The sequence below is a fragment of the Streptomyces sp. NPDC048637 genome (genome assembly GCF_040650675.1).
GTDB lineage: Bacteria > Actinomycetota > Actinomycetes > Streptomycetales > Streptomycetaceae > Streptomyces.
Window position 1 is genome coordinate 1 of record NZ_JBEZHQ010000072.1, and the last position, 17,446, is coordinate 17,446.

At 71.8% G+C, this 17,446-nt stretch carries 19 protein-coding genes and 1 riboswitch; of the genes, 15 read left to right on the top strand and 4 right to left on the bottom strand.

Going from position 1 to position 17,446, the window contains the following annotated elements; all coding sequences use genetic code 11:
- Positions 1–164: 164 nt before the first annotated feature.
- Together AB0C46_RS40030 and AB0C46_RS40035 are read right to left on the bottom strand one after the other, a co-directional pair.
- Positions 165–2,066 (bottom strand): ABC transporter ATP-binding protein, encoded by a 1,902-nt coding sequence (locus AB0C46_RS40030; RefSeq protein WP_362834071.1) that lies wholly within the window; start codon positions 2,064–2,066, stop codon positions 165–167.
- Between the two features lie 113 nt (positions 2,067–2,179).
- Positions 2,180–3,913 (bottom strand): ABC transporter ATP-binding protein, encoded by a 1,734-nt coding sequence (locus AB0C46_RS40035; RefSeq protein ID WP_362834058.1) that lies wholly within the window; start codon positions 3,911–3,913, stop codon positions 2,180–2,182.
- A gap of 205 nt (positions 3,914–4,118) precedes the next feature.
- On the opposite strand from AB0C46_RS40035, the gene AB0C46_RS40040 reads away from it, so the two are divergent.
- The 7 genes from AB0C46_RS40040 to AB0C46_RS40070 all read left to right on the top strand — a co-directional run bounded on the left by AB0C46_RS40040 (position 4,119) and on the right by AB0C46_RS40070 (position 8,815).
- A complete protein-coding gene (locus AB0C46_RS40040) occupies positions 4,119–4,364 on the top strand; it encodes a MoaD/ThiS family protein (RefSeq protein ID WP_362834072.1) in 246 nt (81 codons plus the stop codon).
- A 10-nt stretch (positions 4,365–4,374) separates the two neighbouring features.
- Positions 4,375–5,712 (top strand): hypothetical protein, encoded by a 1,338-nt coding sequence (locus AB0C46_RS40045; RefSeq protein WP_362834059.1) that lies wholly within the window; start codon positions 4,375–4,377, stop codon positions 5,710–5,712.
- A gap of 187 nt (positions 5,713–5,899) precedes the next feature.
- Positions 5,900–6,601, top strand: a complete 702-nt coding sequence (locus AB0C46_RS40050) for a DUF2993 domain-containing protein (RefSeq protein ID WP_362834060.1) — start codon at positions 5,900–5,902, stop codon at positions 6,599–6,601.
- A gap of 240 nt (positions 6,602–6,841) precedes the next feature.
- On the top strand, positions 6,842–6,949 hold the full coding sequence (locus AB0C46_RS40055; RefSeq protein WP_350252853.1) for a putative leader peptide: 108 nt from the start codon (positions 6,842–6,844) through the stop codon (positions 6,947–6,949).
- A 207-nt stretch (positions 6,950–7,156) separates the two neighbouring features.
- A complete protein-coding gene (locus tag AB0C46_RS40060; RefSeq protein WP_362834061.1) occupies positions 7,157–8,002 on the top strand; it encodes a sulfurtransferase in 846 nt (281 codons plus the stop codon).
- A gap of 46 nt (positions 8,003–8,048) precedes the next feature.
- The gene (locus AB0C46_RS40065) at positions 8,049–8,336 is read left to right on the top strand and encodes a DUF1416 domain-containing protein (RefSeq protein WP_006603933.1); all 288 of its coding nucleotides are present in this window, start codon (positions 8,049–8,051) and stop codon (positions 8,334–8,336) included.
- 191 nt (positions 8,337–8,527) lie between these two features.
- Entirely contained in the window at positions 8,528–8,815 is a 288-nt protein-coding gene (locus AB0C46_RS40070; RefSeq protein ID WP_362834062.1) for a DUF3099 domain-containing protein, read from the top strand.
- 118 nt (positions 8,816–8,933) lie between these two features.
- On the opposite strand, the gene AB0C46_RS40075 is transcribed toward AB0C46_RS40070, so the two are convergent.
- Complete coding sequence (locus tag AB0C46_RS40075; protein WP_006603935.1) at positions 8,934–9,299, bottom strand: DsrE family protein; 366 nt, start codon at positions 9,297–9,299, stop codon at positions 8,934–8,936.
- 285 nt (positions 9,300–9,584) lie between these two features.
- Here AB0C46_RS40075 and AB0C46_RS40080 point away from each other — a divergent pair, with 285 nt between their 5' ends.
- The 6 genes from AB0C46_RS40080 (at position 9,585) to AB0C46_RS40105 (ending at position 14,832) form a co-directional block, all read left to right on the top strand.
- Entirely contained in the window at positions 9,585–10,172 is a 588-nt protein-coding gene (locus tag AB0C46_RS40080) for an FABP family protein (RefSeq protein WP_362834063.1), read from the top strand.
- A gap of 42 nt (positions 10,173–10,214) precedes the next feature.
- A riboswitch (cobalamin riboswitch) is annotated at positions 10,215–10,288 on the top strand.
- Positions 10,289–10,411: 123 nt separating this feature from the next.
- Positions 10,412–11,506, top strand: coding sequence for an iron ABC transporter permease (locus AB0C46_RS40085; protein ID WP_362834064.1), 1,095 nt, complete (start codon positions 10,412–10,414; stop codon positions 11,504–11,506).
- On the top strand, positions 11,506–12,291 hold the full coding sequence (locus tag AB0C46_RS40090; RefSeq protein WP_362834065.1) for an ABC transporter ATP-binding protein: 786 nt from the start codon (positions 11,506–11,508) through the stop codon (positions 12,289–12,291). Before AB0C46_RS40085 ends, AB0C46_RS40090 begins: the two co-directional genes overlap by 1 nt.
- A gap of 12 nt (positions 12,292–12,303) precedes the next feature.
- A complete protein-coding gene (locus AB0C46_RS40095) occupies positions 12,304–13,338 on the top strand; it encodes an ABC transporter substrate-binding protein (RefSeq protein ID WP_362834066.1) in 1,035 nt (344 codons plus the stop codon).
- A 44-nt stretch (positions 13,339–13,382) separates the two neighbouring features.
- Positions 13,383–13,820 carry a Fur family transcriptional regulator gene (locus AB0C46_RS40100; protein ID WP_362834067.1) on the top strand — a complete coding sequence of 146 codons (438 nt, stop codon included), beginning with the start codon at positions 13,383–13,385 and terminating at the stop codon, positions 13,818–13,820.
- A 31-nt stretch (positions 13,821–13,851) separates the two neighbouring features.
- On the top strand, positions 13,852–14,832 hold the full coding sequence (locus AB0C46_RS40105; RefSeq protein WP_362834068.1) for a folate-binding protein: 981 nt from the start codon (positions 13,852–13,854) through the stop codon (positions 14,830–14,832).
- A 33-nt stretch (positions 14,833–14,865) separates the two neighbouring features.
- Here AB0C46_RS40105 and dtd read toward each other — a convergent pair whose 3' ends face one another.
- Entirely contained in the window at positions 14,866–15,291 is a 426-nt protein-coding gene (dtd, locus tag AB0C46_RS40110; RefSeq protein WP_362834069.1) for a D-aminoacyl-tRNA deacylase, read from the bottom strand.
- A gap of 371 nt (positions 15,292–15,662) precedes the next feature.
- Between dtd and AB0C46_RS40115 the strand changes: the two genes are divergently transcribed.
- On the top strand, positions 15,663–16,208 hold the full coding sequence (locus AB0C46_RS40115) for an ABC transporter substrate-binding protein (RefSeq protein WP_362834073.1): 546 nt from the start codon (positions 15,663–15,665) through the stop codon (positions 16,206–16,208).
- Positions 16,209–16,259: 51 nt separating this feature from the next.
- Complete coding sequence (locus AB0C46_RS40120; protein ID WP_362834070.1) at positions 16,260–17,291, top strand: asparaginase; 1,032 nt, start codon at positions 16,260–16,262, stop codon at positions 17,289–17,291.
- The last annotated feature ends 155 nt before the right edge of the window (positions 17,292–17,446 follow it).

A 17,446-nucleotide genomic window follows, 5' to 3' on the forward strand; every position in this document is an offset into this window, starting at 1 on the left:
CTCGGCGGGCACGTCCTCGGCGGGCAGCGTACGGCGCAGAGTGGACGTAAAGCGAAGCAGTCCACACACCAGGCCCCGGAGGCCCGTCACCGCACCCACAGCCCCGCGCAGCGGAGCCGCAACGGCGAACACCCCCCACGGCAGGACGGCCGGAAACGTGGGAATCAGCCGGTCTCCACGACCGGCTCCGCGAACTGCGCCGCATAAAGCCGCGCATACGCGCCGTTGGCCGCCAACAGCGCCTCGTGGGGGCCCTGTTCGACGATCGCGCCGTTTTCCATGACGAGGATGACGTCCGCGTCGCGGATCGTGGAGAGGCGGTGGGCGATGACGAAGCTGGTGCGGCCGGTGCGGAGCTGAGCCATCGCGTGCTGGATGAGTACCTCGGTGCGGGTGTCGACCGAGCTGGTGGCCTCGTCCAGGACGAGGATGGCCGGTTCGGCGAGGAAGGCACGGGCGATGGTGATCAGCTGCTTCTCGCCGACGGAGACATTGGCGCCCTCGTCGTCGAGCACCGTGTCGTAGCCGTCCGGCAGGGTGCGCACGAAGCGGTCGACATGGGTGGCCCTGGCGGCCGCCACGATCTTGTCCATGGGGGTGCCCGCGGGGGCGCCGTAGGCGATGTTCTCCGCGATCGTGCCGCCGAAGAGCCAGGTGTCCTGGAGGACCATGCCGATGTGCGCGCGCAGCTCCTCACGCGACATGGCGGCGATGTCGACGCCGTCGAGGGTGATCCGGCCGCCGCGCACCTCGTAGAAGCGCATCAGGAGGTTGACCAGCGTGGTCTTGCCGGCGCCGGTCGGGCCGACGATCGCCACCGTCTGGCCGGGGTGGACGGCCAGCGTCAGATCCTCGATGAGGGGCTTGTCCGGTGCGTAGCGGAAGGAGACGTCCTCGAACTCGACCCGTCCCTCGATCCGGTCGGGCCGGGCCGGCTCGGCGGGGTCGGGGTCCTGCTCCGCGGCGTCGAGGAGTTCGAAGACCCGCTCGGCGGAGGCGACACCGGACTGGACGAGGTTGGCCATCGAGGCGACCTGGGTGAGCGGCTGGCTGAACTGCCGGGAGTACTGGATGAAGGCCTGGACGTCGCCGATGGAGAGGGCCCCGGAGGCGACGCGGAGGCCACCGACCACCGCCACCAGGACGTAGTTGAGGTTGCCGATGAACATCATCGCGGGCTGGATGATCCCGGAGATGAACTGGGCCTTGAACCCGGCGGCGTAGAGGGCCTCGTTCTGTTCGCGGAACAGTTCGGCGGACTCCCGCTGACGGCCGAAGACCTTCACCAGGCTGTGGCCGGTGTACATCTCCTCGATGTGCGCGTTGAGCTTGCCGGTCGTCTTCCACTGCTGGACGAACTGCGGCTGGGCGCGCTTGCCGACCTTGGTGGCGACGACGACCGAGACCGGGACCGTGATCAGGGCGACCAGTGCCAGCAGCGGGGAGATCCAGAACATCATCGCGAGCACGCCGACGATGGTCAGCAGCGAGGCGACGATCTGGCTGAGGGTCTGCTGGAGCGTCTGCTGGATGTTGTCGATGTCGTTGGTGGCCCGGGAGAGGACCTCGCCGCGCTGCTGCTTGTCGAAGTAGCTCAGCGGCAGCCGGGCCAGCTTCTCCTCGACCTGTTCGCGCATCCGGAAGACGGCCCGCTGGACGACCCGGGTGGCGATCCTGGCCTGGACGAAGGCGAACAGCGAGGACGCCACGTAGATCAGGGTGACCCAGAGCAGGACCGTGCCGACGGCGCCGAAGTCGATGCCGTGGCCGGGGACCACCGGCATCGTGCCGATCATGTCGGCCAGCCCGCCCTGGCCGTGGGCGCGCAGCTGGTCCGCGGCCTGGGACTTGGTGAGGCCGCCGGGCAGCTCGCGGCTGATGATGCCGGACATGATCAGGTCGGTGGCGTGGCCGAGGATCTTGGGGCCCACGACCGTCAGCGCCACACTCAGGGCGCCCAGCGCCAGGGCGATGCTCATGATGCCGCGCTCCGGCCGCATCTGGGCCAGCAGCCGTTTGCCGGAGCCCTTGAAGTCCATCGACTTCTCGGTGGGCTGGCCGCCCATCATCCGGGCGGGCCCGGCCGCCGGGGCCGGGCCTCGTCGGGAAGCCGCCTGAGGTGTCTCCTCGGTGGCCGCCGGGGCCCCGTCCCGGGGGGCCGCCCCCTTGTCCGCGGTGGTCACGCCGCCTCCTGCTCGGTGAGCTGGGAGAGCACGATCTCCCGGTAGGTCTCGTTGCCGGCCATCAGCTCGGTGTGGGTGCCGGTGCCGACGATCCGGCCCTCGTCCAGGACGACGATCCGGTCGGCGCCGCGGATCGTGGAGACCCGCTGGGCGACGATCACGACCGTGGCCCGGTCGGTCTCGCGGGCGAGGGCGGCGCGCAGTGCGGCGTCCGTCGCGTAGTCCAGGGCGGAGAAGGAGTCGTCGAAGAGGTAGATCTCGGGGCGGCGGACCAGGGCGCGGGCGATCGCCAGCCGCTGTCGCTGGCCGCCGGAGACATTGCCGCCGCCCTGGGCGATGGGCGCGTCCAGGCCGCCCGCCATCCGCTCGACGAAGTCCCGCGCCTGGGCGGTCTCCAGGGCGTGCCACAGCTCGTCGTCGGTGGCGTCCGGATTGCCGTAGCGCAGGTTGGTGGCGACGGTGCCGGAGAAGAGATAGGGCTTCTGCGGGACCAGGCCGATGGCCTTGGCCAGGGTCTCCTGGTCGAAGGTGCGGACGTCCTCGCCGTCCACCAGGACCGTGCCGCCGGTCGCGTCGAAGAGGCGGGGGACGAGCCCGAGGAGGGTGGACTTGCCGCTGCCGGTCGAGCCGATGACGGCGGTGGTCTCACCGGGGCGGGCGAGCAGCGAGATGTCCCTGAGGACCGGCTGCTCGGCGCCGGGGAAGCGGAACTCGACGCTGCGCAGCTCCAGTTCGCCGTGGCGGCGGAGCTCGGTGACGGGGTTCTCGGGCGGGGTGACGCTGGAGTCGGTCGCCAGCACCTCCTGGATGCGCTCGGCGCAGACCTCGGCGCGCGGCAGCATCATCACCATGAACGTCGCCATCATGATCGACATCAGGATGTACATGAGGTAGCTGAGGAACGCGGTCAGCGCACCGATCTGCATGGAGCCGCTGTCGATGCGCAGTCCGCCGAACCAGACGACGGCCACGCTGGAGACGTTCACGATCAGCATGACCAGCGGGAACATCATCGACATCAGCCGGCCGGCGCGCAGCGAGATCTCGTACAGATCCGTGTTGGCCCCGGCGAACCGCTCGCGCTCGTGCCCGTCGCGGACGAAGGCGCGGATCACGCGGATGCCGGTGATCTGCTCGCGCAGCACGCGGTTGACGGTGTCGATGCGCTCCTGCACCCCGCGGAACAGCGGACGCATCCGGCGCACGATCAGTGAGACGAGAATCCCGAGGGCCGGGACGATGACCAGGAGCAGGCCGGACAGCGGCACGTCCTGATTGAGCGCCATGATGACGCCGCCGACGCACATGATCGGCGCCGAGACCATCATCGTGAACGTCATCAGCACCAGCATCTGGACCTGCTGGACGTCATTGGTGGTCCGGGTGATCAGCGACGGCGCGCCGAAGGTGCCCACCTCGCGGGCGGAGAAGGACTGCACCCGGTCGAAGACCGCGGCACGGATGTCCCGGCCGAGCGCCATGGCGGTACGGGCACCGAAATAGACGGCACCGATCGCGCAGACGATCTGCAGCAGGGTGACGGCGACCATGTAGCCGCCGACGCGGAAGATGTAGCCCGTGTCCCCCTTGATGACACCGTTGTCGATGATGTCGGCGTTGAGGGTGGGCAGGTAGAGGGTGGCCAGGGTCTGGATCAGCTGGAGCAGAACAATCAGGGATATCGAGCGTCTGTGGGGCCGCAAATGCCCCCGCGCTAGTCGGACCAACACACCGTGAGCCTAAGCGAACACTTGCCCTCGGCAATCGAATTTCCGTGTTCCGCCCCGTCCGGTCTCTCAGCCTTTGCCGGAACGTGCCCGGAACCGGACCGGCCGCCGCGTACGCCATCATGGAGGCGGCAACGACGGGGCATCCGCCACCACGGGCGCCCCCGACCGACACGACGAAGAGGCCGCCGTGACAACAACTGGCACCGTGCGCTACTGGGCCGCGGCCAAGGCCGCCGCCGGCACGGCAGAAGAGCCGTATGCGGCGGCGACGCTCGCCGAGGCGCTCGACGCGGCGCGCGCGGCGCATGCCGCGAACCCCGAGTTCGCGCGGGTTCTGCTGCGCTGCTCATTCCTGGTGGACGGCGATCCGGTCGGCACCCGCGACCACGGGGTGGTGCCGCTGGCCGAGGGCGGCACCGTCGAGGTCCTGCCGCCGTTCGCGGGAGGGTGAGCACACGATCATGAGCGACCACCAGCCGCAGCACCGCCCTTCCTACGAGCCGCACGAGCCGTATGCGCCGCAGGATCCCTACGCCCAGCAGGACCCGTACGCCCAGCAGGATCCGTACGGCCGGCCGGACCCGTACGGCCAGCAGGCGCAGCCGTCCGCGGCGCACCCGCCGTACGACTCCCAGGCGCCGTACCGCCGACAGCAGGCCTACGACCCCTACCGGCAGCAGCCGTCACCCGGCCCGGTGCAGCAGCCGGGGCCCGGCCCGGTGCAGCACCCGGCACCCGGCCCGTACGCGCACGGCCGGCCCGGGCAGGACCAGTACGGGTACGACGCGTACGGACAGCAGCCCCAGCACGGACAGCCGCCCCAGCACGCCCGGCATCCGCAGCAGCCGCAGCAGCCGCAGCAGCCGCAGCAGCCGCCCCACGGCCAGGACGGCTACCGCGGCCCGCACGCGGAGCCTGCGCCGCTGCCCGCGCAGCACCAGACCGCGTCGCCGGCCGAGGAGCCGTACGCCCGCAGGCACCCCCAGCCGGCCCGGCCCGCGCCCGCCGCGCCCGCACCCGCCGCGGTGGTCTCCAGCGCACCGCTCGCGGCCAACCAGCGCGCCCGCGCCGAGGGCCGCTCGCCGATCATCCCACCCGGTATCCAGCCGGCCGCGCTGACCGCCGGACTGGCCCTGCTGCTGGCGCTGACCGCGCCGCTGGCCCGCCCGGTGCTCGCCGTACCGGTGGCGCTGCTGCAGGCCGTCACCGCCGCCGGCTGGTTCCGGCTCAACGGCATGTGGCCGGCCCGGCAGGGCATCGCGCTGGCCTTCCTGGCCGGCCTGACCACCGATGTCGCCCTGCTGGCCACCGACCGCGAGAGCGCGCCGCTGGTCGGCATCGGCACGCTCGGGGTGTGGTGTCTGCTCGTCCTCGTCCTCCAGCTGCGCAACCGCAGCAGCGCCGACGAGCGGATGTACGCGCTGACCGCGGGCCTGACCTCGGCCGCCCTCGCGGTACTGGCCGCCGGGCAGCTCGCGGCGAGCCCGCACGCGGTGGTGGTCGGCGCCGCCGCGGTCGCGGTGGCCACCCTGGCCCGTGCGCTGCCGCTGCCCCCCGCCGCCTCGGTCGGCGTCTCGCTGGTGGCCGCCGCGGGCGCAGGTATCGCGGCCGGCCAGCTGACCGGCCTCGGGGCGTCCGGTGCGCTGCTGGGGCTGGCGGCCGGCGGCTGCGCCCTGATCGGCCTGCGGGTGGCCAGCTACGACTACCCGTCCCGTTTCGTCCACCTGACGGCCGGGGTGGCCCTGCCGCTGGCCCTGGCCGCGCCCGCGGTGTACGTCCTGGGGCGGGCGCTGGGGTAAAGGCCCCGCCGAGGGCCGTGCGCGACAGCGAAACGGAGCGGCGGCCGCCGGTGGCGCACCTTGTGCGTTCCGGCGGCCGCCGCTCCCGTTTGCCGGAGCCCGTCGTCTAGGCTCCCCCGGAGCGCAGGCAGGGGGCCTGCACGGACGAGTCGGCCGTAATCCGGCCCAGGGTGGGGGAAGTGATTCGATGCGTGCACTACGTGTGCTGTTGGTCCTCGTGGTCATACTCGGGGGACTGTTCGTGGCGGCCGACCGGGTGGCCGTGGGGCTCGCCGAGGACAAGGCCGCGGAGAAGATCCGCGGCAGCCAGGGGATCGACGGGACCCCGACCGTCGCCATCAAGGGCTTCCCGTTCCTGACCCAGCTCGCGGGCCGCAGCCTCCAGGAGGTGGATGCCGACCTCGGGGGCATCGAGGCCCGTGCCGACGGGCGCGCACTGCGCATCGACCAGCTGTCGGCACACTTCTACGACGTCGGGCTGACCAGCGACTACACCTCCATCGAGAGCGCCGCCACGGCCACCGGCAACGCCCGGATCACCTACGCCGACCTGACGAAGGCGGCAGGCGGCGGCGTCAAGATCAGCTACGGCGGGCAGAAGAACGGCCGCAGCCAGGTCAAGATCTCGCCGAAGGTCCCGGTCCTCAGCTCGCTGGAGGTGACCGGCTCCCTCACCATCGTGGACGGCACCACCGTCCGGCTGCGGGCCGACGGGCTTCCTGCGATGTGCAAGGTCCTCCCGGGCTGTGAGACGAAGGTGCGCGCCCAGACCGACCACGACTGGAAGCTGGACCAGCTGCCCGGCAACCTGAAGCTGGACAAGGTCGTGACGATGCACGAGGGCATCTCGATCTCCGCCTCCGGCAAGGACGTCAAGCTTCCCGGCTGACCGGACGCCCACGGCGGACCGCCCCACCGGTCCGCCCGCCGGTCCGCACACCGCCGATCCGCACACCGTCCATTTCCTGAGACGGCCGGTCCGTACGCCAGACCCCCCACGGGCGTACGGCCCCCCGGAGCCCGCGCGGGACCGCGCCGCGCGCCCTCCCATCCCACATCACGGACAAACGCGTCTCACCATTCGACACGCCGGTGACACGCCCTGCCCCGCGTCCCTACGATCGGTGCCATGCAGAGCTCATTGAGCGGTCTCCGTCCGCGGGGACGGGCGGTACTGACGAAGCGGCGGGCAGTAGACCTGTGCCGCGTCGCCGCCATGCTCTGTCGCCCTGTCTGACGGGCCGTCCGCACCCCTCCCCCAAGCTCTTCAGGAGCCGGGGGTACTCCCAGCCGGCCGGCCCCGGCCGTTCCCGTATGTCCCCGCACAGCGCCACGCCGGCCCCGTTCACCCGATACGGGCCGTCCGGAAGTCGACGGCGCGCACCCGTCATACCCGCGTGCAACTCTGCCACTGCCCCCGCAACTGCCCCGGAGGAGAAGAATCATGAGCCGTAGCGACGTCCTCGTAGACGCCGACTGGGTCGAGGCCCACCTCGAGGACCCGAAGGTGGTTCTCGTCGAGGTTGACGAGGACACCTCGGCCTACGACAAGAACCACATCAAGAACGCCGTCCGGATCGACTGGAAGCAGGACCTCCAGGACCCGGTCCGCCGTGACTTCGTCGACCAGGCGGGCTTCGAGAAGCTGCTCTCGGCCAAGGGCATCGCCAACGACGACACCGTCGTCCTCTACGGCGGCAACAACAACTGGTTCGCCTCCTACGCCTACTGGTACTTCAAGCTCTACGGCCACGACAGCGTCAAGCTGCTCGACGGCGGCCGCAAGAAGTGGGAGCTGGACTCCCGCGACCTGGTCGACGGCTCCGAGGTTCCCCAGCGTCCGGCCACCGCGTACCAGGCCAAGGCGCAGAACACCGCCATCCGCGCCTTCCGGGACGACGTCGTCGCCGCGATCGACAACCTCAACCTGGTCGACGTGCGCTCCCCCGACGAGTTCAGCGGCAAGCTGCTCGCCCCGGCGCACCTCCCGCAGGAGCAGTCGCAGCGCCCCGGCCACGTGCCCAGCGCCCGCAACATCCCGTGGTCGAAGAACGCCAACGACGACGGCACCTTCAAGTCGGACGACGAGCTCAAGGCCCTCTACGAGGGTGAGTCCGTCGATCTCGCCAAGGACACCATCGCCTACTGCCGTATCGGTGAGCGCTCCGCGCTGACCTGGTTCGTCCTGCACGAGCTGCTCGGCCAGACCAACGTCAAGAACTACGACGGCTCCTGGACCGAGTACGGCTCGCTGGTCGGCGTGCCGATCGAGCTCGGCGCCGCCAAGTAAGCAAGCACGCTTCTCCCTCCCCCGACCCCCTCAAGGAAGTACCCCCATGTGTGGAGCACAGGCAGGCGGCCCGGACGCCTCGACCATCAAGCCCGGTGAGACCACGATCCAGGGCAGCGTGACCCGCGACGGCGAGCCCGTCACCGGTTACGTCCGACTCCTGGACAGCACCGGCGAGTTCACCGCCGAGGTTCCCACCTCCGCGACCGGACAGTTCCGCTTCTACGCGGCCGAGGGCACCTGGACGCTGCGTGCGCTCGTCCCGGGCGGCACCGCGGACCGCACCGTCGTCGCCCAGAAGGGCGGCCTGGCGGAGGTTGCCATCGCCGTCTGACGGCAGCGGGAGCGGCGGCGGCTCACCGGGGCCACCCGGGATTCCGCCGCCACCCACCGTACGGCCGGAGGGCCGCACCCCAGGGGTTTGGACGCCTTTGCTGGGGGTGCGGCCCTCCGTGCCGTGCGCGGCCGGTGCCGGGGCCTGCTCCCCGACTTCTTTCCTGCCCGGCACGGACTTACCGTGGAGTTATGGACGCGCACCGCCGGTCGCCCGTAGAGCGCCGTCATCGCAGGTACTTCGTCCTGATGGGCGTGTGCCTGGTGCTGTTCGTCCTGGCCTGGGGTGTGGTGCGGCTGTGGTCGGTCCCGGCCGCGGTGGGCATGTGTGTCGTCGCCATGGTCATCCCGCCCGTGGCGGCCGTCATCGGCAACCGGCGCGAGCCCGGCGAGCGCTGGTGGGACGAGTCCGGCGACCCCGAGTCCGACCGCTGGTGGCGCGAACTGGACGACCGGGGCGACGACAAACACCGGCAGTAGGCCGGGCGTGTCCCGGCCCGGCCGGGCGTGTCCCGGCCCGGCCGGGCGTGTCCCGGCCCGGCCGAGCGTGTCCCCGTCCGGCCGTGCGGTCGCGGACGGGCCGCCCCGGTGGGTGCGCTCAGTACACCAGCGCCTGGACGTCGTCCGGCATGATCTCGCTGACGAACACCTGGGCACCGGCGATCCCGGCCCCCTCGATCAGGTCCTTCTGCTCGATGTCCCGCCGGGCCGCGCACTGGGTGCAGACCGTGAGCGCCCCGCCGCCCGCCCGGATTCCGTCGATCAGCTCCGGCAGCGGCGCCGCATGGGGCAGCTCGAACTCCGCCGCCCGCCCCGGCAGCGCGAACCACACGGACTCCCCGGTCAGCCACAGGGACACCTCGACGCCGCTGGCCACCGCCACCGCCGCCACCGTGAACGCCTGCGAGCACCGCTCGGGCGCATCCGCACCCGCCGTCACCTTGATCACGAGCTTCTTCGCCATGAGGCAAGAGTAGGCGCGGCGGACCTCACAGCGCCGCTGTCACCGCCGCCGACTAGACTCGCAGGCGGTCCGTTACACCCTCCTCGTTCAAGGGGCGCGCTCGTGCTTGAGGCATTCTTCACCACCCTGCTGGTCCTGGTCGGCGTCGCCGTCATCGCGTTCGCCGGTCTGACCTGGAAGAAGCTTTACCAGGGCCAGCGCTGAGCCGTCTCCCACCACCACCCTTCGCAGGAGCGCCGCCGGCGCCCCCGTCGATCCCCCTCTCTATAGATCGTCTGAGCTCTCATGATCGAGATCCCGTCCGACCTGAACCCGGCCCTGGTGCCGCTCGCCTTCCTCCTCGGCAACTGGGAGGGCGCCGGCGTCGCCGACTTCCCCGGTACCGAGAAGTGCAACTTCGGGCAGGAGGTCACTTTCACCCACGACGGCCGTGACTTCCTGGAGTACACCTCGCACAGCTGGGTGCTCGACGCCGAAGGCAAGAAGGTCCGCCCGCTGGAGGCCGAGAGCGGCTACTGGCGCATCGACGCGGACCGCAAGGTCGAGATCGTGATGTGCCGCGACCAGGGCGTGGTGGAGGTCTGGTACGGCGAGCTGGCCGACCAGAAGCCGCAGATCGACCTGGCCACCGACGCCATCGCGCGCACCGCCGCCTCCGGCCCGTACAGCGGCGGCAAGCGGCTCTACGGCTATGTCAACAGCGACCTGATGTGGGTCGGCGAGAAGTCCACCCCGGACGTGCCGCTGCGGCCGTACATGTCCGCGCATCTGAAGAAGGTCGCCGACCTCAAGGAGTGGGCGGAGAGCCTGCCCGAGGACATGCCGGACGGCGTCTCCTTCTTCCGCCCGGACGGCACGCCCTACAACCCCTAAGCACCCCGGGGAGAGTCCTGCTCTCCCCGCCAGCGCCCCGCGGGGGAAGCCGGTCGAAGTCCGGCGCTGACCCGCAACGGTAGGCGGAAGGTCTCCTTCCGTAAGCCCGACTGCCCGCGGCGCGCGCAGCTTCCCGCACAACTCGCCGTGGACTGCGAGGGGACGCCGCCCGGCCCTCGCGGCCCCGGGCCGCCCCTTGGTACGTACGGACGCGGCCCGACCCGAGGCGGCCGACCGACGTGGCGACCACCAGCACGCATCCGACGACCTACCGGACCGGCGCGCCGCCGACCGCCCGGCGGCTGCCCGTACCACCCCTGCTCGCCGTGCTCACGGCCGTCCTGCTCGGCTCCCTGCTGTGCGGGGCCGGGCTCGGCGCGGCCGGCCTGAGCTGGGCCGAGGTGCTGCGCTATCTGGGCGCCGGGCTGACCGGCGGCACGATCTCGTCCGACGAGGTCGCCGCGTACACCATCGTGTGGGAGCTGCGCTTCCCCCGGGCCGTCCTGGCGGCCGTCGTCGGCGCCGGGCTCGCCGCCCTCGGCGTGGCCGTGCAGGCCCTGGTCCGCAACGCCCTCGCCGACCCGTTCGTGCTCGGTATCTCCTCCGGGGCCGCCGTCGGCGCCAACGCCGTCCTCCTCTTCGGGGCGCTCGGCGCACTCGGCGTCTGGGCGCTGTCGGCGGCGGCCTTCGTCTCCGCGCTGCTCGCCATGGCCCTGGTGTACGCCGCCGCCCGCACCGCCCACGGGCTCACCCCGCTGCGTCTGGTGCTGACCGGCACCGCGATGTACTACGGCTTCTCCGCCCTCACCACCCTCATGGTGTTCACCGCCGACCGCGGCGAGGCGGCCCGCTCGGCGATGATGTGGCTGCTCGGGAGCCTGAGCGGGGCCGGCTGGGGCTCGGTGCCGATCGCCGCGGCCGCGGTGGCCGCCGCGCTGGTGCATCTGCTGCTCTCCGCGGGCCGGCTCAATGCGCTGGCCATGGGCGACGAGACCGCCGCCGCCCTCGGGGTGCAGGTGCACCGGCTGCGCCGCGAACTGTTCCTCGTCGCGGCCGCCGGCACCGGCGCGGTGGTCGCGGTCAGCGGCGCGATCGGCTTCGTCGGGCTGATGGTGCCGCATGTGGCCCGGATGCTGGTCGGCGCCGACCACCGCCGGGTACTGGCCGTCGCCCCGCTGCTCGGCGCGGTGCTGCTGGTGTGGGTGGATCTGCTCTCCCGGGTGCTGCTGGCGCCCGTCGAACTGCCGGTCGGCGTGCTCACCGCCCTCATCGGCGTGCCCTGCTTCGTCGTGCTGATGCGGCGGCGCGGCTACACCTTCGGAGGCGGCGCCTGATGCGGATCGACATCACGGACCTGTCCGTGGAGGTGGCCGGAAACCGGCTGGTCCACGACATCACCCTGCGGGCCGGCAGCGGCCGGGTGGTCGGCCTGGTCGGCCCCAACGGCAGCGGAAAATCAACCCTGTTGCGCTGCGTCTACCGCGCGCTGCGCCCGGCCGCCGGGACCGTACGGCTGGACGACGCGGATCTGCACGCCATGGACACCCGCACCGGCGCCCGGCTGCTGGCCGCGCTGCCCCAGGAGGCCGGCACGGAGTTCGACTTCACCGTGGCCGAGGTCGTCGCGATGGGGCGGCTGCCGCACCAGCGCGGCTCGGGCCGGGCGAGCGCGGCGGACACCGCGCACTGCACGCGGGCGCTGGCCCGGGTCGGCGCGGACCACCTGGCGGGGCGCGGCTTCCTCAGCCTGTCCGGCGGCGAGAAACAGCGGGTGCTGATCGCCCGCGCGCTGGCCCAGGACCCGCAGGTGCTGGTCCTCGACGAGCCGACCAACCACCTCGACATCGCCCAGCAGTTGGCGGTGCTGGCGCTGGTGCGCGACAGCGGGCTGACGGTGCTGACCGCGCTGCACGACCTCAACCTGGCCGCCCTGCACTGCGATGAGCTGTATGTCCTCGACCGCGGCCGGATCGTCGCCGCGGGCCCGCCCTACGACGTGCTCACCCCGGAGCTGCTCGCCGAGGTCTTCGGCGTCCGCACCCACCGCGTACGGCATCCCGAATCGGGCGCCGTCCAGCTGCTGTTCGACCGCCTCGCCGCCCCCGCCGCCGACTCCTGAGGGACCACCACCATGCGCCGCCCCACCGCCCCGCTCACCGCCCTCGCCGTCGCGCTCGCCCTGACCGGCTGCGGCGCGAAGGTCTCCGACGACGACCGCGACGCCGCGCACGACCGGCGCCCCGCCAAGGCCGCCGGCCACTACCCCGTCACCGTCGAGAACTGCGGCACCCGCACCACCTACGACAAGGCCCCCGCCCGCGTGGTCACCAACGACGTCGGCATCACCGAGATCATGTTCGCGCTCGGCCTGGAGAAGCGGATGGCCGGTTATGTCATGCCCGACGACAAGGGCAACCTCGACGCCGTCCCCTGGAAGGCCGCGTACGGCAAGGTCCCCTGGCTCGGCAAGAAGACGCTCACCAGGGAGATCGCCCTCGACGCCCGCGCCGACCTGGTCTTCGCGGGCTGGAACTACGGCTTCGGCGAGGACAACGGCCTCACCCCCGCCTCCCTGAAGAAGCTCGGCATCGGCAGCCATGTGCTGACCGAGTCCTGCCGCAACGGCAGGGACGGCGCCCGCGGCGTGATGCCGCCCCTGGAGGCGCTCTACACCGATCTGACGGCGCTCGGGAAGATCTTCGACGTCGAGGACCGCGCCGCCGCCCTGGTGAAGAAGTACCGCAAGCAGGTGGCCGACGCCGCCGCAAAGGCCCCCGCACCCGCCGAACGGCCCTCCGTCTTCCTCTACGACGACGGCCGCGACAAGCCGTTCACCTCGGGCAAGTACGCCGGACCGCACGACATCATCACCAAGGCCGGCGGCGACCACGTCATGAAGGACCTCAAGGACTCCTGGACGACCGTCGGCTGGGAAACCGTCGTCGCCCGCGACCCCGACGTCATCGTCATCAACGACTACGGCGACACCACCGCCGCCCAGAAGAAGGCGTTCCTGAAGTCGTACGCACCGCTCGCCGGCGTCTCGGCCGTCAAGCACGACCGGATCTACGTCATGGACTACGCCGACCTCGTCGAAAGCCCCCGCAACCCCGCCGCCGTCAGTGACCTGGCCCGCTATCTGCGCGGTGTACGGGCGGGAGGCTGACCGGACGTACGGACACCCGCGTCCCGCCCTTCTACACTGGCCGTGTGGTGACCACCGACTGGCAGAGCGACCTCCGCAGGCGCGGATACCGCCTGACCCCGCAGCGTCAGCTCGTGCTGGAAGCTGTGGACAGGCTGGAGCACGCCACCCCGGACGACATCCTCACCGAGGTGCGCAAGACGGCGGGCGGGGTGAACATCTCCACGGTCTACCGGACCCTGGAGCTCCTTGAGGAGCTGGGCCTGGTCAGCCACGCCCACCTCGGGCACGGCGCCCCGACCTACCACCTCGCCGACCGCCACCACCACATGCACCTGGTGTGCCGGGACTGCACGGACGTCATCGAGGCGGATCTGTCGGTGGCCGAGCCCTTCACGGCGATGCTGCGCGAACAATTCGGCTTCGAGACGGATATGAAGCATTTCGCGATCTTCGGGCGCTGTGCGGCCTGCCGCGCCAAGTCCGCCGAGGGCGACGGCTGAGCCGGTTGCCCCCGAGTCGTAGGCTGGGCCCATGCCGCGACCTTCACCCGCCAGCCCCCTGCTGTCGCTGCCCGGCGCCGTCCCCGCCGAGGCCCCCGACGAAGGCGTCGCCGCGCACTACGGCGACCTCTTCCGGGAACAGCGCGCCCTCGCCGACGGCGCCGGCTTTGTCGACCTCTCCCACCGCGGCGTGGTCACCGTCACCGGCCCCGAACGGCTGAGCTGGCTGCATCTGCTGCTCACCCAGCACGTCAGCGACCTCCCGCCCGGCCATGCCACCGAGGCACTGGTCCTGTCCGCACACGGCCATATCGAGCATGCGGTCTCCCTCGTCGACGACGGCGAAACGACCTGGATGCACACCGAACCCGGCGACCAGGAGGCGCTGATCGCCTACCTGGAGAGCATGAAGTTCTTCTACCGGGTCGAGGTCGCCGACCGCACCGACGAGATCGCCATCGTCCAGCTGCCGGCCGGCTCCATCGCCGAGGTGCCCGAGAGCGCCGTCGTCCGCGAGACCGCGCACGGCCGCGATCTGTTCCTGCCGCGCGCCGACCTGGAGTCCTTCGCCGCGGACCACAGTCCCGCGATCGGCGTCCTGGCGCTGGAGGCGCTGCGCGTCGAGGCCCACCGCCCCCGCCTGGGCCTGGAGACCGACCACCGCACCATCCCGCACGAGCTGGGCTGGATCGGCACCGCCGTCCACCTCGAGAAGGGCTGCTACCGCGGCCAGGAGACCGTCGCCCGGGTCCACAACCTGGGCAAGCCGCCGCGCCGGCTGGTCTTTCTGCACCTGGACGGCAGCGAGGTCCATCTGCCCCCGCACGGCACCCCCGTCCGCCTCGCCTCGGAGGGCGAGGAGGGCCGGCAGCTCGGCTTCATCACCACCTCGGCCCGCCACCACGAACTCGGTCCGATCGCGCTCGCCCTGGTCAAGCGGAACGTGCCGGTCGACGCGCCGCTGATGGCGGGCACCACGGCGGCGGCGCAGGAGATCGTCGTCGAGCCGTAAGGCGCCCGGCGCAGGCCGCCGGGCGCGCGCGGGCTACACCTCCACCAGCACCGTGAACGGCCCGTCATTCGTCAGCGACACCTCCATGGACGCGCCGAAGCGGCCGGTCTCCACCTGGGCGCCCAGCGCCCGCAGCTGCGCGACGACCTCGTCGACCAGCGGCTCGGCGACCGGCCCCGGCGCGGCGGCGTTCCAGGTGGGACGGCGGCCCTTGCGGGCGTCACCGTAGAGAGTGAACTGGCTGATCACCAACAGCGGCGCCGAGGTGTCCGAGCAGGACTTCTCGCCCTGCAGAATCCGCACCGACCACAGCTTGCGGGCGAGCTGCGCCGCCTTCTCCTTCGTGTCCTCGTGCGTGACCCCCACCAGCACGCACAGCCCCTCACCGACGATCTCCCCGACCGTCTCGCCCGCCACCTCGACGCGGGCACCGTCAACCCTTTGCACCACAGCTCGCATACCCGCCATCATGCCGGGCGGCCCACCGCCTTCGGACAGCCGTGCCCCCACTGGGGCCGTTCGGGTGCCATGGCCCTGCAGAAGGACCGCCCAGAGTGGCACGATGCGTGCACGTGGTGCGTTTCATGGACAACATGCCCAGGACGCGGCACCGGACGAGGGGACGGAACGATTCAATGAGCACTCTCGGCGCCGGACAGACACCCGGTCCCGTACCAACCGCCCGTACGACACCGACCGGACGGACGACATCGACCGCCCCCGCGACAGACCCCGCGCATCCGGCGCCTGCCACCCCACCACCGCCCACCGCCCTGACGACGACCACAGCGACGGCTCGCGTCGAGCCCCCCGGCACCGAGGACGGCCCCATGCTCCAGGCAGGCCAGGCGCAGCACCCCCGCCCCCCGCAGCAGCGCGACCACTGCCGTCCGGCCACCACTCCCGATCTATCCGGTCTGGGGCTGCCCGAGCTGCGGGTCGTGCGGCGTGATTCCCAGCTGGAAGAGGCCGATCTGAGCTATCTGCGGCGGCTGTTGCAGGGCCGGATCGACATCCTGCGCGCCGAGATCGCCCGCCGGACCGCCCAGCACTCACCCCTGTTGGACCGGCTGCCGGAGATCCTGACGGACCTGCCGTCGCGGCACCGCTCCTCCGCCCGGCATGTGACGCTCGGTACGCCGCACAGCGAGGAGTACCGCAGGCTCGCCGAGGACATGCTCGGCGAGGTGGAGCTGTCCGACCTCACCGCGCGTACGGACCAGGAGCTGCACGACGCGATGGGCCGGCTGATCCGCTACGAACAGCAGGTGTCCCGGCGCCGTCAGTCATTGCAGCGCACCACCGACGACTGCAGTGCCGAAATTGCCCGCAGGTACCGTGAAGGCGAAGCGCAAGTAGACGACCTGCTGTCCTGACCGGGCCACAAGCCGCGGGGGGGGCACAGGCCACTCCCCGGAAGGCCGACGATGACCTCGCCCACCCCGATACCCGAGCCGACCCCGGAATCCACCACGTCCCCGGATTCCCTGGCGGCCGCGCTTTCCCCTGCTTCCCCCGTGGTGTCCCCTGTCCTCGCCGAGGTCGTCCGCTCCGGCTTCGTCGAGGGCCGGCACCGCGGCTCCCTCGTGGTGCTCGCCGCCGACGGCAGCGTGGAGTGGGCGCTGGGCGATGCGAGCGCCCCCGTCTTCCCCCGCTCCGCGAACAAGCCGATGCAGGCCGCGGCGGTGCTGCGGGCGGGCCTGGACCTCTCCGGCGAGCGGCTGGCGCTGGCCGCCGCGAGCCACTCCGGCGAGCCCTTCCACCTCGCGCTCGTACGGACCATGCTGGCCGAGCACGGCCTGACCGCCGGCCATCTGCAGACGCCCGCTGACCTGCCGCTGGACCCCGCGGAGGCGGAGACCTACCTCGTCTCGGGCCAGGTCCGCGACCGCCTCACCATGAACTGCTCGGGCAAGCACACCGCGATGCTGGCCGCCTGCGCGCTCAACGGCTGGCCGCTCGCCACGTACCTCGACGAGAACCATCCGCTGCAGCAGCTGGTGGCCGACGGGGTCCGCACCGCCAGCGGCGAGGACGTCGCCCATGTCGGCACGGACGGCTGCGGGGCGCCCCTGCTGTCGCTGTCACTGACCGGGCTGGCCCGCGCCTTCCGGCACTTCGTCCTGGCCGGTCCGGGCACCCCTGAGCGACGGGTCGCGGATGCGATGCGCGCCCACCCGGAGTACGTCGCCGGCACCCGCCGCCCCGACACCTGGCTGATGCAGGCCCTCCCCGGCACCCTCTCCAAGATGGGCGCCGAGGCGGTCCAGGCCCTGGCCCTCCCCGACGGCCGCGCCCTAGCCTTCAAGATCGACGACGGCGCCATCCGCACCCTCGGCCCCGTCCTCGCCCGCACCCTCCGCCTCATGGGCCTCGACGCCCCCGTCCTCACCCGCCTCGAGGACGCCCCTCTCCTCGGCGGAGCCACACGGGTGGGAGAAATCCGCGCCGCGTTCTGAGGGGGCGGTGGGGGCTGGGGTTTTGCGGGTCTCGTGTGTGCCATGGGGTCGGTTGGGGGCTGGGGTTTTGCGGGGTTGGTGGTTGCCGCGGGGGTTGGAGGGGACGCACCGGTACCCTCCCCCAGCCTTCGGCCGGGAGGTGCCCCCACGGCGCG